Annotated in this window: 15 protein-coding genes; 3 read left to right on the top strand and 12 right to left on the bottom strand. The window is 29.3% G+C overall.

Annotated elements, in window-relative coordinates; translation table 11 throughout:
- The first annotated feature begins 16 nt into the window (after positions 1-16).
- Genes ACTCCZ_RS10610 through ACTCCZ_RS10600 form a run of 3 tightly spaced genes read left to right on the top strand, consistent with a single transcriptional unit; the run spans position 17 to position 1907 of the window.
- Positions 17-262 (top strand): hypothetical protein, encoded by a 246-nt coding sequence (locus tag ACTCCZ_RS10610; RefSeq protein ID WP_131828684.1) that lies wholly within the window; start codon positions 17-19, stop codon positions 260-262.
- The gene (locus ACTCCZ_RS10605) at positions 259-1524 is read left to right on the top strand and encodes a hypothetical protein (RefSeq protein ID WP_079578304.1); all 1266 of its coding nucleotides are present in this window, start codon (positions 259-261) and stop codon (positions 1522-1524) included. Before ACTCCZ_RS10610 ends, ACTCCZ_RS10605 begins: the two co-directional genes overlap by 4 nt.
- The gene (locus ACTCCZ_RS10600) at positions 1521-1907 is read left to right on the top strand and encodes a hypothetical protein (protein WP_079578305.1); all 387 of its coding nucleotides are present in this window, start codon (positions 1521-1523) and stop codon (positions 1905-1907) included. The genes ACTCCZ_RS10605 and ACTCCZ_RS10600 overlap by 4 nt, the downstream gene beginning before the upstream one ends.
- A gap of 147 nt (positions 1908-2054) precedes the next feature.
- Here the strand turns inward: ACTCCZ_RS10600 and ACTCCZ_RS10595 are convergent, their stop codons facing one another.
- The 12 genes from ACTCCZ_RS10595 to ACTCCZ_RS10540 form a co-directional block, all read right to left on the bottom strand.
- A complete protein-coding gene (locus ACTCCZ_RS10595; RefSeq protein ID WP_079578307.1) occupies positions 2055-2534 on the bottom strand; it encodes a hypothetical protein in 480 nt (159 codons plus the stop codon).
- Positions 2531-3040 (bottom strand): hypothetical protein, encoded by a 510-nt coding sequence (locus ACTCCZ_RS10590; RefSeq protein WP_079578309.1) that lies wholly within the window; start codon positions 3038-3040, stop codon positions 2531-2533. The genes ACTCCZ_RS10595 and ACTCCZ_RS10590 overlap by 4 nt, the downstream gene beginning before the upstream one ends.
- 23 nt (positions 3041-3063) lie before the next feature.
- Positions 3064-3735: a response regulator transcription factor gene (locus ACTCCZ_RS10585; protein ID WP_079578311.1), complete on the bottom strand. Its 672-nt coding sequence runs from the start codon at positions 3733-3735 to the stop codon at positions 3064-3066.
- On the bottom strand, positions 3732-5951 hold the full coding sequence (locus tag ACTCCZ_RS10580; RefSeq protein WP_079578313.1) for a sensor histidine kinase: 2220 nt from the start codon (positions 5949-5951) through the stop codon (positions 3732-3734). The genes ACTCCZ_RS10585 and ACTCCZ_RS10580 overlap by 4 nt, the downstream gene beginning before the upstream one ends.
- An 87-nt stretch (positions 5952-6038) precedes the next feature.
- Positions 6039-7088 carry a type II asparaginase gene (locus ACTCCZ_RS10575; RefSeq protein ID WP_079578314.1) on the bottom strand — a complete coding sequence of 350 codons (1050 nt, stop codon included), beginning with the start codon at positions 7086-7088 and terminating at the stop codon, positions 6039-6041.
- A 112-nt stretch (positions 7089-7200) separates the two neighbouring features.
- Positions 7201-8502: an anaerobic C4-dicarboxylate transporter gene (locus ACTCCZ_RS10570; protein WP_079578316.1), complete on the bottom strand. Its 1302-nt coding sequence runs from the start codon at positions 8500-8502 to the stop codon at positions 7201-7203.
- 38 nt (positions 8503-8540) lie between these two features.
- Positions 8541-9938 (bottom strand): aspartate ammonia-lyase, encoded by a 1398-nt coding sequence (gene aspA / locus ACTCCZ_RS10565; protein WP_079578318.1) that lies wholly within the window; start codon positions 9936-9938, stop codon positions 8541-8543.
- Positions 9939-10462: 524 nt separating this feature from the next.
- The gene (locus tag ACTCCZ_RS10560) at positions 10463-11182 is read right to left on the bottom strand and encodes a fumarate reductase iron-sulfur subunit (RefSeq protein WP_079578319.1); all 720 of its coding nucleotides are present in this window, start codon (positions 11180-11182) and stop codon (positions 10463-10465) included.
- Complete coding sequence (locus tag ACTCCZ_RS10555; protein WP_079578321.1) at positions 11182-13164, bottom strand: fumarate reductase flavoprotein subunit; 1983 nt, start codon at positions 13162-13164, stop codon at positions 11182-11184. Before ACTCCZ_RS10555 ends, ACTCCZ_RS10560 begins: the two co-directional genes overlap by 1 nt.
- Before the next feature lie 10 nt (positions 13165-13174).
- Entirely contained in the window at positions 13175-13942 is a 768-nt protein-coding gene (locus tag ACTCCZ_RS10550; RefSeq protein ID WP_079578323.1) for a fumarate reductase cytochrome b subunit, read from the bottom strand.
- A gap of 219 nt (positions 13943-14161) precedes the next feature.
- The gene (gene tkt / locus ACTCCZ_RS10545) at positions 14162-16072 is read right to left on the bottom strand and encodes a transketolase (protein WP_079578325.1); all 1911 of its coding nucleotides are present in this window, start codon (positions 16070-16072) and stop codon (positions 14162-14164) included.
- A gap of 124 nt (positions 16073-16196) precedes the next feature.
- Positions 16197-20643, bottom strand: a 4447-nt coding sequence (locus ACTCCZ_RS10540) for a VWA domain-containing protein (RefSeq protein WP_463187325.1), incomplete at its 5' end; no start/stop codon positions are given.

Below are 20643 nucleotides of genomic sequence, written 5' to 3'. Positions count from 1 at the left end.
ATGGGAACTATTAACTATGATAATACTTAGGTTTGGTCTTACTTTACCTGTATTAGCATCTGTTTTTGGAAGTGGTAATATTAAAAACTATGATGCTACTATTTATTTTTGTGTTTATATTTTTATGTTTATGATACCTGTTTTTGCAAAAGGTATTTCATCACAAGTAGTATTTTATAAATTTATAAAACAAATAGAAAAAGAAGAAAATGTAACTATTTATAACGGTAAATTAAAAACTTTGGATAGTGAAAATAAATGAATTTTATAAAAAGTTCTTCAATACTTAGACAAACACTAAAAGGAACAAAATATCTTTTAGCTAATCCACAAGTAGGAGCATTTGCACTTACAGCAAAAGATATAGTATCATGGAGTTCAATAGTTAAAGGAACAAAGATAACTATTTTAATTAGTTCAGTATTTTCATTAATAGATTATTTCACTACAAAAGATGGAAAGGCTGATTTTACAGATATTGCAGTTAATCTTTTAACTGGTATTGGTAAGGCTTTGGTTGCTTATTGGGTTGGGACAGTTGGTGCATTAGCAGTTATTGGCATAGCATCAGCTTTTACAATATTTGGTGCTACAGTTGCAGCACCTGCTTTCGCAGTTTTTGCAGTAGGTGCATTAGTATCTATTGGGATAGGAATATTTTTAAATTCAAAAGATGATGAATATGGCTGGACAACATCTTTACAAAATAAAATAAATGAACTTCAAGAATCGTTTAATAAAAAGATAGAACAAATAGAAGAAGATGTTGAAAATAATAAAAGTGCATCAACTTTTTCAAAACTTGAATACTTAAAAATACTTTTTGCAGATGCTGAAATTCAACTTATCCCTAATCTAATAGAGTTTTTAAATATAAATCCTGCAACACTACAAGGTGCAGGCAATCCTTTATGGAATATTCTTTATAAAATACTACAACATAATATTGCTTATTATGATAATACTTATGCTAAACCTGATATTCAGTTTGAAAATAGTTTTTTAAAAGATAAGATTACCAATATAAATGTAACAAATGATGATATATATAGCTCAAAAAAAGAATCTAAAAACTATTATGAGTTTATAAAATATATTGAAGAGATAGAAGAGCGATATGAAAAAAACAAAACTCAATTTAATCTATTAGATTTACTTTTTACTCTTATAGCTAATGATAAAAAAGCTAAAACCTTATTAAACACATTGCCAAGTATTATAAATAAAATTGACATAGTTGAATATATTGTTACAGGAGAAGCAGATAGAAGATTAAAACTTTTAAGAAAATTACTTACTAATATAAAAATTGTTTTTGATGTTAGAAGTTTTGAAGAGCTAGAAGATAGTTCACAAAAATTAATTCTTGAACAAGAAGAAAATAATAAAGATAGAAATCCATATAATGATACTTTAAAAAGAGGAAGTTTAATGTATTTTCTAATAGAAACTCACTCTACTAGCAGAAGAAAACTTCATCCAAAAGTAAAAGAATTTTTAAAAAGATTAGGAGCAAAAAGATGACAAATAAATATATATGGCTTATTTTAAAGTTTCTTATTAGTGGAATCATATTATACGTAATGTACATAGATATTATATTTATTATTGGATACGATGAATTAGAAAAAATTACAAAGATGGATACTGAAGAATTGATGACTTATACTCCAGAATTAGGCCTATTTAATTTAGGTTTTTTTGCTTTTGCAGGATTTTCAGAGTTTATTCTATTTTTTGGTAAAGTTTTTTTATTTTTTGTTCCTTTCTTAATTATAATATTAAATGTTATTCTAACAATTCTTATTTTTTTAGCAGTTCTTATTTTTAAAGAAAAACTTAAAATCTTAATTGTATCAAGTGCAATAATATTTATCTGTATTATGTTATTACTTAGTAGTTTTTAAACTAAAAAATTGAGACCGTTATAAATTCTGTGTCAATCTACCTAAAGTAGCAAATCCGTACTTGTTACAACTCTAAATAGTTATCCATTTATGTACTTTTTTACATTTTTTCATATAAAATAATTTTTAATAAACTATTTTATAAGTCTAATTAACATAATAGGTGCAATTTCCACAAGTCCTAATCTTGCACCATTTAAAAAAAATACTCAAACTAACATTCCCCACAATATCCCTTAGCTTCTCCATTATGTAAGTTTTATTATTAGAAAGTTCTTCTGCATCAACATGCTTGCTTGATTTAAGAATAGACTCCATCATCGCTTCAATAAGATAATTAAATTTTCTATCATACCTTGCTGGGTCATTCATGATATTTGAAATTACATTCTGTCTTAGTGCTTCAGCTTCATCATCAACTAAAATACCCTCTTTGCTACTTGGAAAGAATTTTCTTGTGTCTTTTTCTACATTAATATTGTTGCTTAAAAAAAATGAAAACCTATTTTGCTTTATGCTCTTTCTTTTAACATCATATGCAAAAAATTTTAAATTATTTGAAGCTTGAATATAGTTTGTACCTTGTGCCTTAAGCTTGTCAATTCTGTCAAATAGTTCTTTATTCATAATTCAAATCCATTCATATCCCGTAAATATTTGTTTAATTTAGAAGTGTCATCCCCTGGTGTTCTTCTAACAAATGCTAATCCTATATGTCTAAGCATTAATGTAATTCTTTTAAGAACATTCCTATAATATTCATCTCTTCTGTCCTCAACCTCGTTTCGTGGAGTTTCCCCTCTGTAAATCTCCCCAACTCTTGAAGCTAATGCCCAACTTCTTCTAACCATTTTTTTACTTTCTGCTATCTCTTCTTCTGTAAAATACTTTTGCCATAATTCTGAATATTTATTATTTTTTTCGATTCTTTTTTCCATTCTAAGTAGTAATTTCCCTTGATAAAATGCAGTCTGTTCTAAACTTTTTAAGTCCTCTTTTCTTTGAACATTCTCTTTTAATAGCTCTTCTACTAATCTTACTACATCTTCATCACTTTCTACACCCTCTGTTTTAGAAAAGAAAAATTCTCTTTGTTCTATTAATTTGTTGATTTTTTCATGTAAAGTTTTCATTTTTTTACCTTTTAGCAAAATTTTTAATCTAATTTTTGTACTATTTTAACCTCATTTGGATCTAAAGAATAGCCTAATCCTTTTACTATTTTTATAGATCCTTCTGGGATTTTTTTTCTTAATCTTTTAACTAAAGCTCTAATGTTTGTCAAAGTAGTGGGTTCTCCCTCCCATACATACTCTTCAATCTCATCAAAACTAAATACTCTATTTATATCTTTTCCTAAAAGTTCTAAAAATAAAATCTCTTTTTTTGCTAATTTTATATCTTCATCATCTCTTACTAAAGAGTGTTTTATATAATCAAATACTGCATTATCTTTAAATTTTAATAGTTTTGCTTCATTATGGCAAAGTTTTTTAATTTTATGAATTAATTCATACATAAAAAAAGGCTTTTTCAAATAATCATCACATCCCATCTCATAAGAAGTTTGAATCTTATCAAGTTCATAGTTTGAACTAATAATAATAACAGGAACTGTTAAATTATATAATCTAAAAGATTCCAAAACAGAAATTCCATCAAGTGATGGAACATTTATATCCAAAATCAAGCATTGATAACCATTTGTACAATTATCAAGTGCTTCCTCCCCATCTGTAAATATATCAACAATATAATTTTCACTTTTTAAGGCATTGGCTACTAATGTGGCAAGCCTTTCATTATCTTCTAATAGTAGTATTTTCATAATTTTGCTCCTAACTTAATACTAAACATAGCTCCATTATTAGTATTCTCAACTTCAATTGTGCCATCCATTTTATCTTCAATTATAAGTTTTGCCATATATAAGCCTATACCATGACCATTCTCCTTTGTTGTATAGTAAGGTTTAAATATATTTTTTATATGCTCTTTTGGTATTCCTCCTCCATTATCTTCTATTTGGATTAATACATCATTTTGAATATTTCTTATATTTATATTTATTATTCCCTCTTTTATTCTTTTCTCTTTTCTTCTTTTTACTATTGAATCTTTTGCATTATTTACTATATTTAACAATATTTGCATTAGCTCATTTTTATATCCTAAAATATTTAAATTTGCATCTTTTTGTACTTGTACATTTGTCTTTATATAATTATATTTTATATTATGATTTATTATTTCCAGCATCTTTGTAACTGCTTCTGATATATTAAAGGAAACTTTCCTTTTTGATGGCATTATGAAGTTTTGAAAATCACTTATTGTTTCACCCATATATCTAACTTGTACCATGATATCATTTACAAATGCATTATTCTTTTCATCTATTATCTTTTTATCTGTTGTATATATCTGTTCTTGTGCTATTGTTGTTATCTCTAAAAGTGGTGTCTTCCATTGATGCGCAATTGATGAAAATATCTCCCCTATTTCTGCTAATTTTGATTGTTGTATCATAAACTCTTGATTCTTTATTTTCTCTCTTAACGCAAGTTTCTCTTTTGTAACATCAGTAAATACAACTACTGTACCACTTGTTCTATAAATATCTTCTGTATAATCTGTTTGATCAATCATATAAATATGTTCTTTATTATCTTTTGATTTTAAAATTATTGCATTACTTTCAAAATGATTTTTATCTACAAATGTTTTTAATAAGCTTAAAAGTTTTTTTACATTTCCATTTTCTATGAAATCTTTTAATTTTTTTCCTTTGATTATATTTGTACTCATCTCTAAAAGTTCATCAAATTTAGCATTAGAATCAACAATAAACCCCTTTTCATCTTCCCACACAATAGGGCTTTTTATTGAGTCTAATAAAACTTTATCAAATTGCATTCTTTGTTTTAATTTTTTTGAGCTTTTAATTCTTAAGTATAAATTGTGAATTAAACCTAAAATTAAAAAAACCAAAAAAGGAGATATAATAAAAACAAAATCAATAAAAAGTCGATTTTTTTCAAAAAAAGACAATGGTGCATTTACATATTTGAATTTTTCATTTAATATATTTGGATTTATATTAAACTCTCTTACCTTTTCATAATCAAAAACATAGTTATAACTATCATCAGTTTTAATACTTACACTACTGTTTTTATTCTCCATTATTTTTTTTATTTCTTTAGCAGAGTTTCTACCTAGTTGTTTTATATCAACTAATTTACCTCCAATTGCACCTTTTTTTATAAACAAATCATCAGTAACAAATACTGGAATTTTTGCATTTTTCATAAAAGAAGCAATTTCATAATTTGGATATAATTTTCCAGTACTATCATTATAAAATCTTACGAAAAATAATGCTTCATTCTCTTTATATGTTGAAAATTTATCTATTAAATCATCGAATTTGATTTTTCTTATATACTCAACTTCAAACTTATCTGTTATTTCTTCAATTGCTTCTTCAATAAATTTATTTGAATCATCACCATTTGCACTTTGGTCATTTAAAATATATAGTTTTTTTAATGTAGGATATAATTTTTTTATGATTTTTATATTGGTTTTAATCTCTCTTTTTTCAAGCATTCCACTAACTTGTTTTTCAAGACCATAATCTTTTATTTCATCTTTTGAGTATTGTTCTAATCCTATAAAGTATATAGGTTGAGTAATATCTAGTTCTTTACTATTTTGTAAGATAAAAGCATATGCAAATTTATCAACTGCAACAACTAAATCATATTTATGTTTTTTTAATTGAAGATCATAAAGTTCTGTTAGCTTATCAAAGTAATTTTCTGAAGCGATTCTTTTTGAATCCATATATAATACATTTGCATCTATATTTGTAGTATAAAAAAATTCTTCCATCCCTGCAATTACTTTATCACTCCACTCAAAGCCTTTGTGATAAGAGTTAATTATTAAAACATTTTTGATCTCTTTTGCAAACAATGAAGTAGTTAAAGTATTTAGTAGTAGAAAAGTGCTTAGTAGTATAAAAATGGATTTTCGCAAGATTATGCCTTTTTTCTTAATATTCTAAATTATAACATTAAAATATTATTATGACACTAAACAAAGAGAAAAATCTCTTTGTTTATTTTAATATTCAAAAAAAGTTTTTTGTAATTCTTTTTTATCATTTGTTTTAGTAAGTCCAAGCATTAATAAAATTCTTGCTTTTTGTGCATTTAAGTTATCTGTTGCAATAAAACCATATTTTTCATCATTTACCTCACCATGTAAGTTTGTTCTACCACTACCTACTCTTGAAGTTCTTGCAACAACAATACCTTTTTTTACAGCTTTACCTAAAGCTTCTTGAGTACTTGGATATAAGTTACCATTACCCATACCTGCATGAATAATACCTTTTGCTCCTGCTTTTACTGCTGCATTTACAAAAATATCACTATCATTAGCATGTGCATATAAAATCTCAACTCTTGGTAAAGAATCTATTTTTTCTATATCAAACTCTGAATTATATGTATGTTTTCTAGTTGGGTTCATATAATAATGAACATTACCATAATAAACTGTACCAATTTTTCCAGTATTTGGTGAAGCAAAAGCATTTACCATAGAAGTATTAACTTTAGTAACTTCTCTTGCACTATGAATTTCATCATTCATTACAACAACAACACCTTTACCAGCTGTTTGTTTATCAATTGCTACATTTACAGCATTGAAAATATTCATTGGACCATCAGCACTCATAGATGAACCTGATCTCATAGCTCCAACAAAAACGATTGGTTTTTTACTTTTTACTGTTAAATCAAGAAAATAAGATGTTGCTTCCATAGTATCAGTACCATGAGTAATTACAACACCATCAACATCATCTTTTTTAAGTAGTGTGTTAACTCTTTTTGCAAGTTTAATCCACACTTTATCATTCATCTCTTGTGAACCAATATTTGATATTTGTTCACCTTTAATATTTGCTAATTCTTTAATTGAAGGAACAGCTGAGATTAACTTATCAACTGTAACTGCACCTGCTGAATATGAACTTTTTGTAGAAGACTCACCTGCTCCTGCAATAGTCCCACCTGTAGCTAAAATAGTAATATTTGGTTTAGCTAAAAGTACTGATGTACCAACAAAGGCAAATAACGCAACTGATTTTAATAATTTCTTCATGACAATCTCCTTTTATTTGATTGTAATTGGATAATAAACTTTAAAAAGTTAACATGATACTTAAAAAAAATGCATACAAGAACCGATCTTGTATGCATTGAAGATATTTTGCTTAGATAATTATTCCAGCGAAGATAAATCCAAATATAACACTAAGAGCAATAGCTATAACTCCTGGTATCATAAATGGGTGGTTGAATACTAAATTACCAATTCTTGTTGAACCTGTATCATCCATCTCAACAGCTGCAAGTAGCGTTGGATAAGTTGGTAATACAAATAATGCACTAACTGCTGCAAATGATGCAATTGCAGTAACAGGATCAACACCTAAAGCTAATGCTGCTGGCATTAATGCTTTTGTTGTTGCACCTTGAGAATATAAAAGCATACTTGCGAAGAATAAAGTAATTGCTAACATCCAAGGATAGTTATTTAATAAATTACCTGCAAAACCTTTAATCTCATCAATGTGAGCTCCAACAAATGTTGTACCTAACCAAGCAACACCAAGTACACAAATACAAGCACTCATACCTGATTGGAATGTTGATGCAGTAATAACTTTTCCAGAATCAACTTTACAAGCCATTGTAATAATAGCAGCACAAGTTAACATAAATACCATAATAGCGGCATTTCTTGGAAGTGATGGATCTTGAATAACTCCAACTTTATCACTAATTAAAGTAGCATAAGTTACAACAGAGATAATAGTAAGAATAAAAATACCAACTGATAGTTTTGCACCTTTTTTAATCTCTACTTTTGTTTCACCTCTTAATTTAACTAAACCTTTTTTCATTCTATCTTGATAAATAGGATCGTCTTTTAAATCTTTTCCTAAAAAGTTACTTACAAAAGCTGTAATCATACAAGCTGCAAATGTTGTAGGAATAACAATCGCTAATAACTCAATATATCCAACCCCTAAAGGCTCAATAATCCCACTAAAGAACACTACTGCTGCTGAAATTGGAGAAGCAGTAATCGCAATTTGTGATGCCACAACTGCAATACCTAAAGGTCTTGATGGTCTAATACCTTGTTCTTTTGCAACTTCTGCAATTACAGGAAGCGTTGAATATGCTGTATGTCCTGTACCTGCAAGTAGCGTCATAAAATAAGTAACTGCTGGTGCTAAATATGTAATATGCTTAGGATTTTTTCTCAAAATATCCTCTGCAATTTTTACCATATAATCTAACCCACCTGCAATTTGCATTGCTGCAATTGCTGCAATAACTGACATGATAATTAAAATAACATCGATTGGTATACTACCTGGTTCTAAACCAAAGAAAAGACAAAGAACTAATACTCCAAGTCCACCTGCATACCCAATTCCAATTCCACCTATTCTAGCCCCCATATAAATAGCGCCTAGCACTACTAATATTTCTAAAAATAACATAACGTCCTCCTTGTGAGTTATTTAATACTGTATTTAAACTATTTAATTCTTGGTTTAATCATATTTTCTGGTCTAATAATCTCTTCTAGTTCACTTTGTGTTAAAAGTTGTTTTTCTAATACAATGTCGTAAACTGATCTTCCAGATTCTAACGCCTCCTTTGCAACATTTGTTGAGTTTTCATATCCAATATAAGGGTTAAGTGCAGTTACTAAACCAATACTATTTAAAACTAAACTTTTACAATGTTCTTCATTTGCAGTAATTCCATCAACACATTTCTCTGATAATGTTTCAAATGCATTTTTCATCATATTAATTGAATTAAATAAGTTATATGCAATTACAGGTTCAAATACATTAAGTTGTAGTTGTCCACCCTCACTTGCCATTGTAATAGTAACATCTGCTCCAATTACTTGGAATGCAACTTGATTTACAACTTCAGGAATAACTGGATTTACTTTACCTGGCATAATTGATGAACCAGGTTGCATTGCAGGAAGGTTAATCTCATTAATTCCAGTTCTAGGTCCACTACTTAAAAGTCTTAAGTCGTTACAAATTTTAGAAATTTTAATAGCTACTCTTTTTAATACTCCAGAGATTTGTACATAAGCACCTGTATCTTGTGTTGCTTCAACTAAATCTTTTGCTGTTACAAATGGTCTTCCAGTTACTTCTTGTAATCTTTGTTCTACTTCATGTGCATATTCTGGGTGAGAGTTAATACCAGTACCAATTGCAGTTGCACCTAAATTCATCTCTCTTACAAGTTGTTGTGCTCCAATTAATCTTTCAATATCTTCATCAATCATAGTTACATATGTATGAAACTCTTGCCCTAATGTCATAGGAACAGCATCTTGAAGTTGTGTTCTTCCCATTTTAATAACATCTTTAAATTCATCTGCTTTTTTCATGCAAGATTTTCTTAAAACTTTCATTGAATCAATTAATTCATATATTTTTTCAAAAAGTGCAATTCTAAATGCTGTTGGGTAAGCATCATTTGTTGATTGTGATTTATTTACATCATTATTTGGATGTAATAAGTCATATTGACCTTTTTTATGACCTAAAATTTCTAAGGCTCTATTTGCAATTACTTCATTTGCATTCATATTAGTAGAAGTACCAGCTCCACCTTGAATAACATCAACAACAAAATGCTCATGTAAAGAGCCATTTATTATCTCATCGCAAGCTTCACAAATTGCATTTTTTTTGTTTTCTTCTAATAGTTTTAAATTATAGTTTGCTAATGCACAAGCTTTTTTTACTTTTGCAAGTGATGTAATAAATGTAGGGAATTGAGATAATGTCACACCTGTAATATGGAAATTATCTTGAGCTCTTGCAGTTTGCACTCCATAATAAAACTCATTATCTATCTCTCGTTCACCGATTAAATCGTGCTCCATTCTTTTACTCATAATATGTCCTTTGAATTAATTTTGAAATTAAAGTCTTTCCTTATTTACTTTAAAAAAGGCTTTAATTTTTTACTTAATGTAATTCTATAAGTCCAAAATGAACTAAAAGTGATTTTTTATGAATAAGTATTCATTTTTTTACTTTTTTTTACTTTTTTTAAATATGAAGCTTTAAAATTTAAATATAGTTATTTATAATCTTTTTTTGATTTTAGAGAAAAAGGAGAGACTGGGCTGTTTTGTGCTTTTTTATAGTAAGTGAATGAGCATTATTATTTAAGGTCTAGTATTATTAGAGCGTTATACTAGTTAATATTACTACTACGTTAATTAAACATTAGTTTTTATAAGTTCAGGATGGCGACTATTTTATAAAAATAGTCATTTTACTAATAAACCTATCATTTCCCGTAAAAATATCAAGGTTACTATTGGATAAGCAAACTCACAGCCAGGAGCTATACATCCAAAATCATTAAAATAGAAAAGCTTGATGGGATAAGCTTTTCTATGCTGGTTGTCTTCTACTCTTTTATAGTAGCTAGCTTTCTTCTCATATATGCTATTTTATTTTGTAAAGGAAGATGTTTTGGACAAGTATCCTCACAACCAAGAAGAGTCATACATCCAAATATTCCATTATCATCACCAACTAATTCATAATAATCATCAATTGTTCTTTCATCATGAGGGTCACATTCAAATCTTGCAACTCTATTAAGACCAACTGCACCAACAAAATCTTCTTTAATAAGTTTTGTTCCACAACCTGCAACACAACATCCGCACTCAATACATCTATCAAGTTCAAATACTTCATCTGCAACATCTGGTTCAATTCTCTCTTCAAGATTAGAAATATCAGTCTCTTTTGTTGTATGAATCCAAGACTCAACTCTTTTACTCATACCATCCATCCACTCACCTGTATTAACAGATAAGTCTTTGATTAGTTTAAATGTAGGAAGAGGTAAAAGAGTAATTACATCTTCAAAATCTTTTGTTAATGATCTACACCCTAATTTTGGTCTTCCATTGATCATCATGGCACAACTACCACAAATACCAGCACGACAAACAAAATCAAAACTCAAACCTGCATCCATATTTTCTCTTATGTATGTTAAAGCTAAATAAATAGTCATACTATCTGTCTCTTCAATCTTATAATCTTTGAAATATGGTTTACTATCTCCACTTTGTGGGTCATATCTTAATACCCTAATTGTTAATTGCCGTGCCATTACTTAACTCCTAATCTTTTATTTTTTCTTTTATACTCTTCTTGTAAAGGAAAAGGCATAAGAGCATCTTGAATTTGGTATCTATCTTTACCATCAGATTCTAATTTGTCAGTTAACTCATCAACTTCTGCTTGTCTTACTGCTGATAATTCATTTTCTATAATCATACCCTTAGCACCATATCCTCTAAATCCAGGAGGTATTTCCATTTTCATAATATCTAACTCTTCATATTCAACAGTTGGCATTGTATTACCCTCTTCCCATGAAGTAAGAGTTCTTTTTAACCAATTTGCATCATCTCTTTTTGGATAATCTTCTCTTGTATGAGCCCCTCTACTTTCTGTTCTATCTAACGCACCTTTTGCTACACAAAGTGCAACTTTAAGCATCATTGGAACTCTATATGCTTCTTCTAATTCAGGGTTTGCAGTTAGTTGTTTATTTTCAACAGAGATATTTTTTGATTTAATATAAAGCTCTTCTAACTCTTTAACTGCTTTTTCTAAACCATTTCCATCTCTAAAAATACCAACATAATCTTGCATTATTTTTTTCATTCTATTTTTAATTTTGAAAATATTTTCTGTTCCATTTAAAGATACTAATTGCTTAATATAATTCTCTTTTTTAGCAACTGCATCTTCAATAGTTTTTGTATCAATATCTATCTCATTATCTTTACAAAAATCTGCAAAGTAGTTACCTACAATCATACCTGCAACAACAGTTTCAGATACAGAGTTTCCTCCAAGTCTATTAAATCCATGCATATCCCAACATGCTGCTTCACCTGCACTAAAAAGACCTTTTAATGTAGGAGATTCCCCTGTTGGTTTTGTTCTAATACCACCCATTGAGTAGTGTTGCATTGGATGAACTGGTGCCCAACCTTTTTGTCCCTCATCAGCTGGATCAATTCCTGCAAAATATTCACAAATTTCTTGTACATCTCTTAGGTTTCTTTCAATATGATCTCTTCCTAAAATAGAGATATCTAACCATAAGTGTTTTCCATAAGGTGAATCAACACCTTTTCCTTTTCTAATGTGTTCCATCATTCTTCTTGAAACAACATCTCTACTTGCAAGATCTTTTTTCTCAGGCTCATAGTCTGGCATAAATCTGTGTCCATCAACATCTCTTAGAACACCTCCATCACCTCTACAACCCTCAGTTAATAAAATACCTGATGGGAATAATGGTGTTGGGTGAAATTGTACAGCTTCCATATTTCCAAGTTTTGCAACTCCTGTTTCTAGTGCAATTGCTGTACCAATTCCCTCACAGATTACTGCATTAGTAGTAATTTCATAAACTCTACCATATCCACCTGTTGCTATTAATGTTCCTTTTGAAACATATGCTACAACATCACCTGTAATTAAATCTCTAACAATTGCTCCATAACATCTATTATTTTTATGAATAAGTCCAATTGCTTCTTTTCTATCTTCAATATTAACATCATTTTTTAAAGCTTCATTTGCAACAGCAAAAAGCATTGTATGCCCAGTTGCATCAGCTGTATAACATGTTCTCCATTTTTTTGTTCCACCAAAGTCTCTTGAGTTAATTAAACCATGTTTATTATCATCTTCAAAAATGTTTGTTTTTTTAGTATTAATAACTGCTTCATGGTTACCTTTTCTAATTCTTGTCCAAGGCACACCCCAAGATGCTAATTCTCTAATTGCTTTTGGTGCAGTTGTTACAAACATTCTTGCAACTTCTTGATCACATCCCCAGTCACTACCTTTTACAGTATCAGAAAAGTGAACATCTTCATTATCACCTTCACTCATTTTTGCATTACCTAAACTAGCTTGCATACCACCTTGTGCAGCAGCACTATGAGATCTTTTTACAGGAACTAAACTTAATACTGTCGTACTTAATCCCTTATCAGCAGCAGCAACAGCAGCCCTAAGACCTGCTAAACCTCCACCAACTACTAATGCATCACAATATTTAATCTTCATAATCTAACCTTTAATTGTTTATAATTTTTGAACTATTTGTTGGTTGATACTTTTGTCCTGGTGCAATATCATTTTCTAATCCAATTTTAATATATGCAAGTAAAGTTACAACTCCTAAAGTTAAAAATACAACGCTAAGTAATTTTTTAATTTTTAACATTTTAGCTCTTGTTGCTTTTGGGTTTTCGCCATCAAACCAACCCCATTTCATAGCAGCTCTGTATAATCCAACAGAACCATGAATCTCAACACAGATTAATAAAACAATATAAAGTAACCACATATGATCTTCAACAACTCTATATGCTGATCCAAATGGACCTATATTTTGAGGTTGAGTAAACATAATAAATAAGTGAATCATTGCTGCAAACATCATGATTAGTCCACTTATCCATTGAAACATCCACATTGATGTATCATTGTGTTTCATCATTTTTGCATGTTCTTTAATTTTTATATATGTTTTATAACTAGTAGGAAATTTTCTTAATCCTAAAATTGCATGTATTATAAATACAATTGTTATAGCCAAAACAAAAAAACTTACAACAGCTGGTATTCCACCTTCAAATATGAAATCTAGCTCGAAAGCTTTTGTTACTGCATGCATTACATCTTTTCCAAGAAGTATTGTTGATACAAACAACATATGCCCCATCATAAAAAGTGCTAAAACTACACCAGTAGCAGTTAACCACACATCCATTTTTGCAGGAGTTCTACTCTTTTTACCTTGAGTAGTTACACCTGTATATGCTTCAATTACCTTTTCCATAATTACCTCCAAGTAACCTTATAAAGTACTTATTTTTTTAAATTAAGTAATTTTATAAGAAAAGTATGACATAAAAGGTATTTTTTGCGTTTTTTTGTAAGTTTTTTTAAAAATTTTAATTAATTTTAATATTTTAGAGTAAATAGTGGAAAAAAATAGAAATTATGTAGTTTAATTTGAGTTAAGGTAGTAAAAGATCTTTTACTACCTTATATTATTTTATAAGTCTTTTTTAATTTTTTGTGCTAATGAATCAATTGTAAAACCAAAATCTTCAAATAATTCATTTGCAGGAGCACTTGCACCAAATGTATCCATACCATAAACTACATCTGCATATTTGTAGTACTCTAAAGCTCTTGCTGCTTCTACGGCAAAAACTTTTGTGTTTTTATCAATAATATTTGAGATATACTCTTTATCTTGCTCAAGAAGTAAATCAAAACAAGGAACAGAAACAATATTTGCTAAAATACCATCTTTTTCTAAAGCACAAGCTGTTTTAAGTGCAAGCATTACTTCACTACCACTTGCCATAATAGTAACAGTTGCACCCTCTCTTTTTTTAAGTAAGTATCCACCATTTGATACATCACCAAACTCTCTTTTTGATTTTAAAACTTCTAAATTTTGTCTTGAACAAACAAAAGCACTTGGAGCATTTAATTTTAATGCAGTTTTCCAACAATCAATATTTTCATTAGCATCAGCAGGTCTAAATACATAAAAATTTGGTAAAGCTCTAAATTGAGATAAATGTTCAATTGGTTGATGTGTTGGACCATCTTCTCCAACACCAATAGAATCATGTGTCCAAATAAAATGTTGAGGAATACTTGCAAGTGCAGCAATTCTTGCAGCTGGTTTTAAATAATCAGAAAATACAAAAAATGTTGCACTATAAACTCTAAATAAACCATATAAGTTCATTGCATTACAAATTGATGCCATAGCATGCTCTTTTATTCCAAAATGAATATTTCTTCCAGTTGGAAAATCTCCCATATCTAAAAGTTCAGTTTTATTTGATGGAGCTAAATCTGCACTTCCACCTAAGAATCCTGGAATTGCTTTTGCAATTGCATTTAAAATTTTATGGTTTGAACCTCTTGTTGCTACACTTGAACCCTCTTCAAACTGTGGATACTCAATATTATCAAAATTTGGATTTTTAAGCTCTTCTATTTTTGCTTTTGTCTCTTCACTTAAAGACTCATTCCAAGCATTTTCAGCTTCAACACCTTTGATTAATTTGTCAAATGCACCTTTAATATCATAAGGAACAACAAACTTTTCATCTGGATTAAATCCTGCTTTTTCTTTAGAAGCTCTTATCTCATCTTCACCTAAAGGTGCCCCATGTGTATGGTGACTCCCCTCTAAAGTTGCAGCACCTTTTCCAATAGCAGTTTTTGCAATAATTAAAACAGGTTTAGTTGCTTCTTTTGCTTTTGTTATTGCATTGTCAATTTGAGTAAAATTATGCCCATCAATCTCAATTACTTCAAAATTAATAGCATCAAATCTTTTTTTAACATTTTCACTCCATGAAATAGAAGTATCTCCCTCAATTGTAATAGAGTTTGAGTCATAAATAACTACTAAATTATCTAAGTTTAAATGTCCAGCAGTTGCGCATGCTTCATAAGAAATACCCTCTTGTAAATCTCCATCTCCACATAAACAATAAACTTTATGATTTATAACATCTTTTCCTAATATATTTTGTGCATATTTTGAAGCCATAGAAAAACCAACAGCATTTGCAATACCTTGACCTAAAGGACCAGTCGTAATCTCAATACCATGAGTATGTCCATACTCTGGATGACCTGGTGTTTTAGAGTTATGTTGTCTAAAATTCTTAATATCTGAAAGGCTAACATCAAATCCCCATAAATGAAGAAGTGAATATACAAGTCCTGTTGCATGACCACCACTAAATACTAATCTATCTCTATTTAGCCATTTATCATTTGAGGGACTAATATTTAAGTGTTTACTTAATACTGTTGCAATATCAGCAAGTCCCATTGGAGCACCTGGGTGACCTGAGTTGGCTTGCTGAACCATATCAGCAGCTAAAAATCTAATTGTATTAGCTTGTTTTTGGAGTAGTTCTTTCGACATAATTTTCCTATATTGTTGGAGTTTTTTTTAAAGTAGTGCCAATTATATCTAAAAAGCTTTAAAAAAAATATGAAGCAATGAAACTTAAAGAAATTAAAAAGAAGAAGTTTAAACTTCTTCTTTTTTAAATATCAGGGTCAACTGAAACATCCTCATCAATTAAAATTTTGATATTTGAAGTTCCACTTGTAGTTCCCTCATAAACATTAAATGTATTACCATCATCATCTGAAATTTGTCCATCTGATTTTGTCCAATTCCCCTCAAGCCTAACACTATCTTCACCAGACTCATCACCAAAGATTTTCAAGATATTTTCATCATCAGTTAAATCTTCAATACTTTGTTCATCAATAATAATATGATTTGCTAAATCATTTGTTAAATCAATGGCTTCAATGTTATCAACTTTTGGTGCTATATTTGAAAGATCTATATCTTCATCAGTTAGTACTTTTAAAGTATCTTCACCCTCACCTGCATCAATAATATCACCCTCATGATAAACAATTTCATCATCTCCTGCGCCTGCATTAATATTTGCATTTGAACCATGAGAATCAAATTTTTCATCCGCATCAGTTCCAATCATATTTGAAGACTCTTCTACTTCAAGTTTTGCAGTTCTTGAAGTAGTTTTTTCTTCGCCATCAAAAGATTCTGTTGAAGTTACACTTGCTTTCATTGAATTAATTTCTGTACTAGATAATTCTGTTGATGATACAACCGTGTATTCTTGTTGTGTACCCTCATTTGATGGTAAAGATACTGTTCCATTAGAAACAGTATATTCATTTCCAATACTATCTTTTATACTAGTAATTGATGAAGGTAAATTTTCAATTGTAATATTTGACAATGTTTCACTTCCATCTTTATCAGCTAATACAGCTGCTAATACAATAGTGTAATTATAAACAGTTGTACTCATTGGTGAACTATTAAATACACTAGCATCTCCTTTAACTACTCCATCACTGCATTTAATATTTTCAAAATTTGAAATTTTATTTTGAATATAATCTTTATTGTAATAATAATCACTATATGTATAATCTTTTAAATATATTGAGTCATTACCTTCTCCTCCATCTACATCACCAGAAACTTTATCTTCAACTGTAATAAAGTCATCTCCTTTACCTAGATATATAGTATTATGATGTTTAATGTCATCTCCAACATAAACAACATCATCTCCACCAAATGTTTGAACTGTACCTTTTACATCATCATTATATTTTATATACTCAGCCTCATTTGTATATCTTTCTCCATAATAATCACTATTATGTTTCACATAATCATGAGTAATTACTTGGCTACCATTATCTTCTACACTAAAATCTAATCTTGGAGTGCTTGTAATATCATCAATATTATTTTCAATATTAATATTTACTTTTACACTTGCTTTATCTCCATCTTCATCTTGAGTATTTACTACGAAGCTTTCTGTAAACTCTTTTATATCATTAAAGTTTCCACCAAAGCTATAATCTCCAGTTTGAAAATTAAAATCTAAAGTAGCTCCTGAACTAGTTAAAATTGTAACAATATTATTTGATGAATCATCTATTGTATAGCTATTTCCATCTACGACAATTGACTCAATAGAAATTTCACCATCGCCACCAGATATATTATCTAAAATATTTCCTTCAATTTTTTTATACACATTCTCAACAAGTCTATCTTTTAAATCATTTTCATCTTCTATAATTGTCACATTTGTTTTTACATTACCAATATCTTGTGCAACTTTATCTAAATATGTAGTATCTGTAATACCTTTACCTATTCCTATTACATTTAACTCTTTAGCATTGTTTTCTAAAAAGTCTTTCCAGTTTTCTAAGTATTTACTATCAATAATTCCATATTCATCATACCAACCATCATAATTTTCTACATTAGGTTTACCATCAGAGATAAAATAAACTGTTGCTTTTTCTCCATTTGCAGGAGGAGTATAGTTTGAATATGTCTCTTCTAGTGCATCTTCATAGTTTGTATTACCACCTGCACTAAAACTATTTATAATATTTAATGCATCTTCTGGACTATACCAACCACTTTCAGATTCTCCACCATCTAAATCATCTGCTTTTCCTGCAAAAGAAGTTAAATTAATTTTTACATTAGAGAACTCTTTATATGTATCTACCATATTTTGTAAAGCATCTTTTGCTAATTGTAATCTAGTTGCTAAAGTACCATCTTCAAGTCTTATTTTATTATTCATACTTCCTGAAATATCTAAAACAATTACAATATTTTCATCTGTTTTACTATATGTATCTCCAAAATCCAATACTTGTGATTCATCTTGTGCAAAAGGAACTGCATCACTGTTTGTTGATTCTTTATAGTTTGTTCCATCTTCATTATCATTTGATTCACTTGCTCTTGCTGTAATAGTTAGATTAAAATCACCTGCACTATCTTCAGGAACTTTTAATTTTAAATTGTCACTTATAGATGTTGCATCTGATGGAACTTCTACACTATATGAACCATCACTATTTTTTGTAATAGTATAAGTATCATCTATACTTTCAAGTGTTGCACCCTCAGGAACTCCATCAATTTTTACACTTAATGTTTCACTTCCATCTGTATCAGTTAATGCAGCACTAATATCTACATCATACTCAAATGTTTTTGTTCCCTCTTTTACAAGTTCTCCATCAATAACATCATAAACACCATCTTTAAATACTAATTTTTCAATACTATATAAATTATCACCCATTTCATAAGTATCTAAACCTTGATTGTCAGGATGAGACCAACCTTTAGATGCATCATATCTAGTATCAATTACATTTATTCTAACATTTGAACCATCAGTAATAAATGTAATATTATAATCATCAAAATTACCTCTATATATTACAGTATCAGTTCCATCTGAAACAGAAGGTAATGCTCCTTCATGTCCTCCATAAATAGAGTCATCTCCTTCTTGTCCTAAGAATACATCATCTCCATCATAACCTATCATATTATCAGATAAGTCTTTTCCATCAATAAAATCATTAGTATTATTAAATCTACCTGCTGATAAATTATCACCATGTGATTCAGTACCTTCAATATATGTATCAGAATTATCTTTTAAATCTTGTACATAACTATCATAATCAAAGTCTGAATTATCAATTATTACAGTTGCATTACTAACATTGATTGAAGCAGTTGGCGCATCTGCTACTGCTTTTACTTCAACTGATGTTGTATACTCTTCATCATGCCATGTAGTTCCATCTGAAACTTCAAATTTAAAACTACCATCTTCATCGCTATTTGAATCAGGTTCAAAAGTAACTTTTCCAGAAGCAATATCAGCTAAAGAGATAACTTGATTTTCTGCTATTTCAATAGTTGTATCTTCTGTAACTACATAAGTATTACCCTCTTTATCAATAACTGTTTGTCCACTTGTTACTTTATAGTATAAAGTACCATTTTCAGGAACTTGTGTTATCTTAAACTCTCGTACATCTTTTCCAAGCTCTCCAAAATCTGTTTCTGTTAATACATATGTTGTATCTTCTGTTACAACAATATTATCATTTGTTGAACTTAAATCATCTTTGAAAGAATCACTTAAATCAAATGAACTATCAGTTCCATTTACTTTTTCGTAATTTCCACCAATAATCTCTTTTACAACAATATTAATATCAGATAAATCAGCAAAATCTTTTGCATCAACAGTTAAAGCACCTCTTCCAGTAGCATTTAAATCAACCTCATACTCTTGACCATTTACTTCAACAATAGCTTTTGCTTGTCCTTGAGGTGGATAGTTTTCATCCACTTGAATATTAAATGTAACTTTTCCATCAGTAGTACTAATATTTGTAATCTCAGGATCAATAACTTCTGTATATGAGATTTCATTTATTAAGTAATCATCATCATGTCCTGGTGCACTAAACTCAACTTTATCAAAAGCAGTTGGTTCACCATTTTCATCTGGAAATTCAAAAGTATAAGATAAGTCAACTCTATCTGTTCCACCTTGAGCTTGAACAGATTTAATCAAGTTACCATTTACATCATAATAATTAACAGTTGCATCTGTACTAGATCCACCTCCAGTAACTTCTGCATATCCTAACTCTTCTGTATCATTAAAAAATGTAACTTTAGCAGTTTCACCGTTATGTCTCCAAGCAAAAGCTACATCTAAAGAATCAGCATCATTAGTAAAATCAAAAACTATTTTTTCACTAACTCCATTATTTCCATGACCTAACTCTGAACTTGCTCCTGAACCAGATGTTCTTCCTTGAACACCAAAACCATCATGGTTTGTTCCTTTAACAATTGCTAAGTTCCCCTCATTTCCATATACATCATAAGCAGTTATATTAATACCAGTAGCTTCTCCAAACTCAGTATCAACATCAATAACTTTTGGAGCAGTTGCAACTGCTGTTACTGTTACATCAATTGGTGTAATTGTATCAGCTATATTTGCTGTTACTGTATCTGTAGATGGTGTTAATTGTTCAAAGTTTCCACCCTCTACACTTGTAATTGAATTATCTAATGTACTT

It is taken from the genome of Malaciobacter sp. (assembly GCF_055140965.1).
The sequence above is the reverse complement of the archived record's forward strand: the minus strand, read 5'-3'. Positions and strand labels throughout refer to the sequence as shown.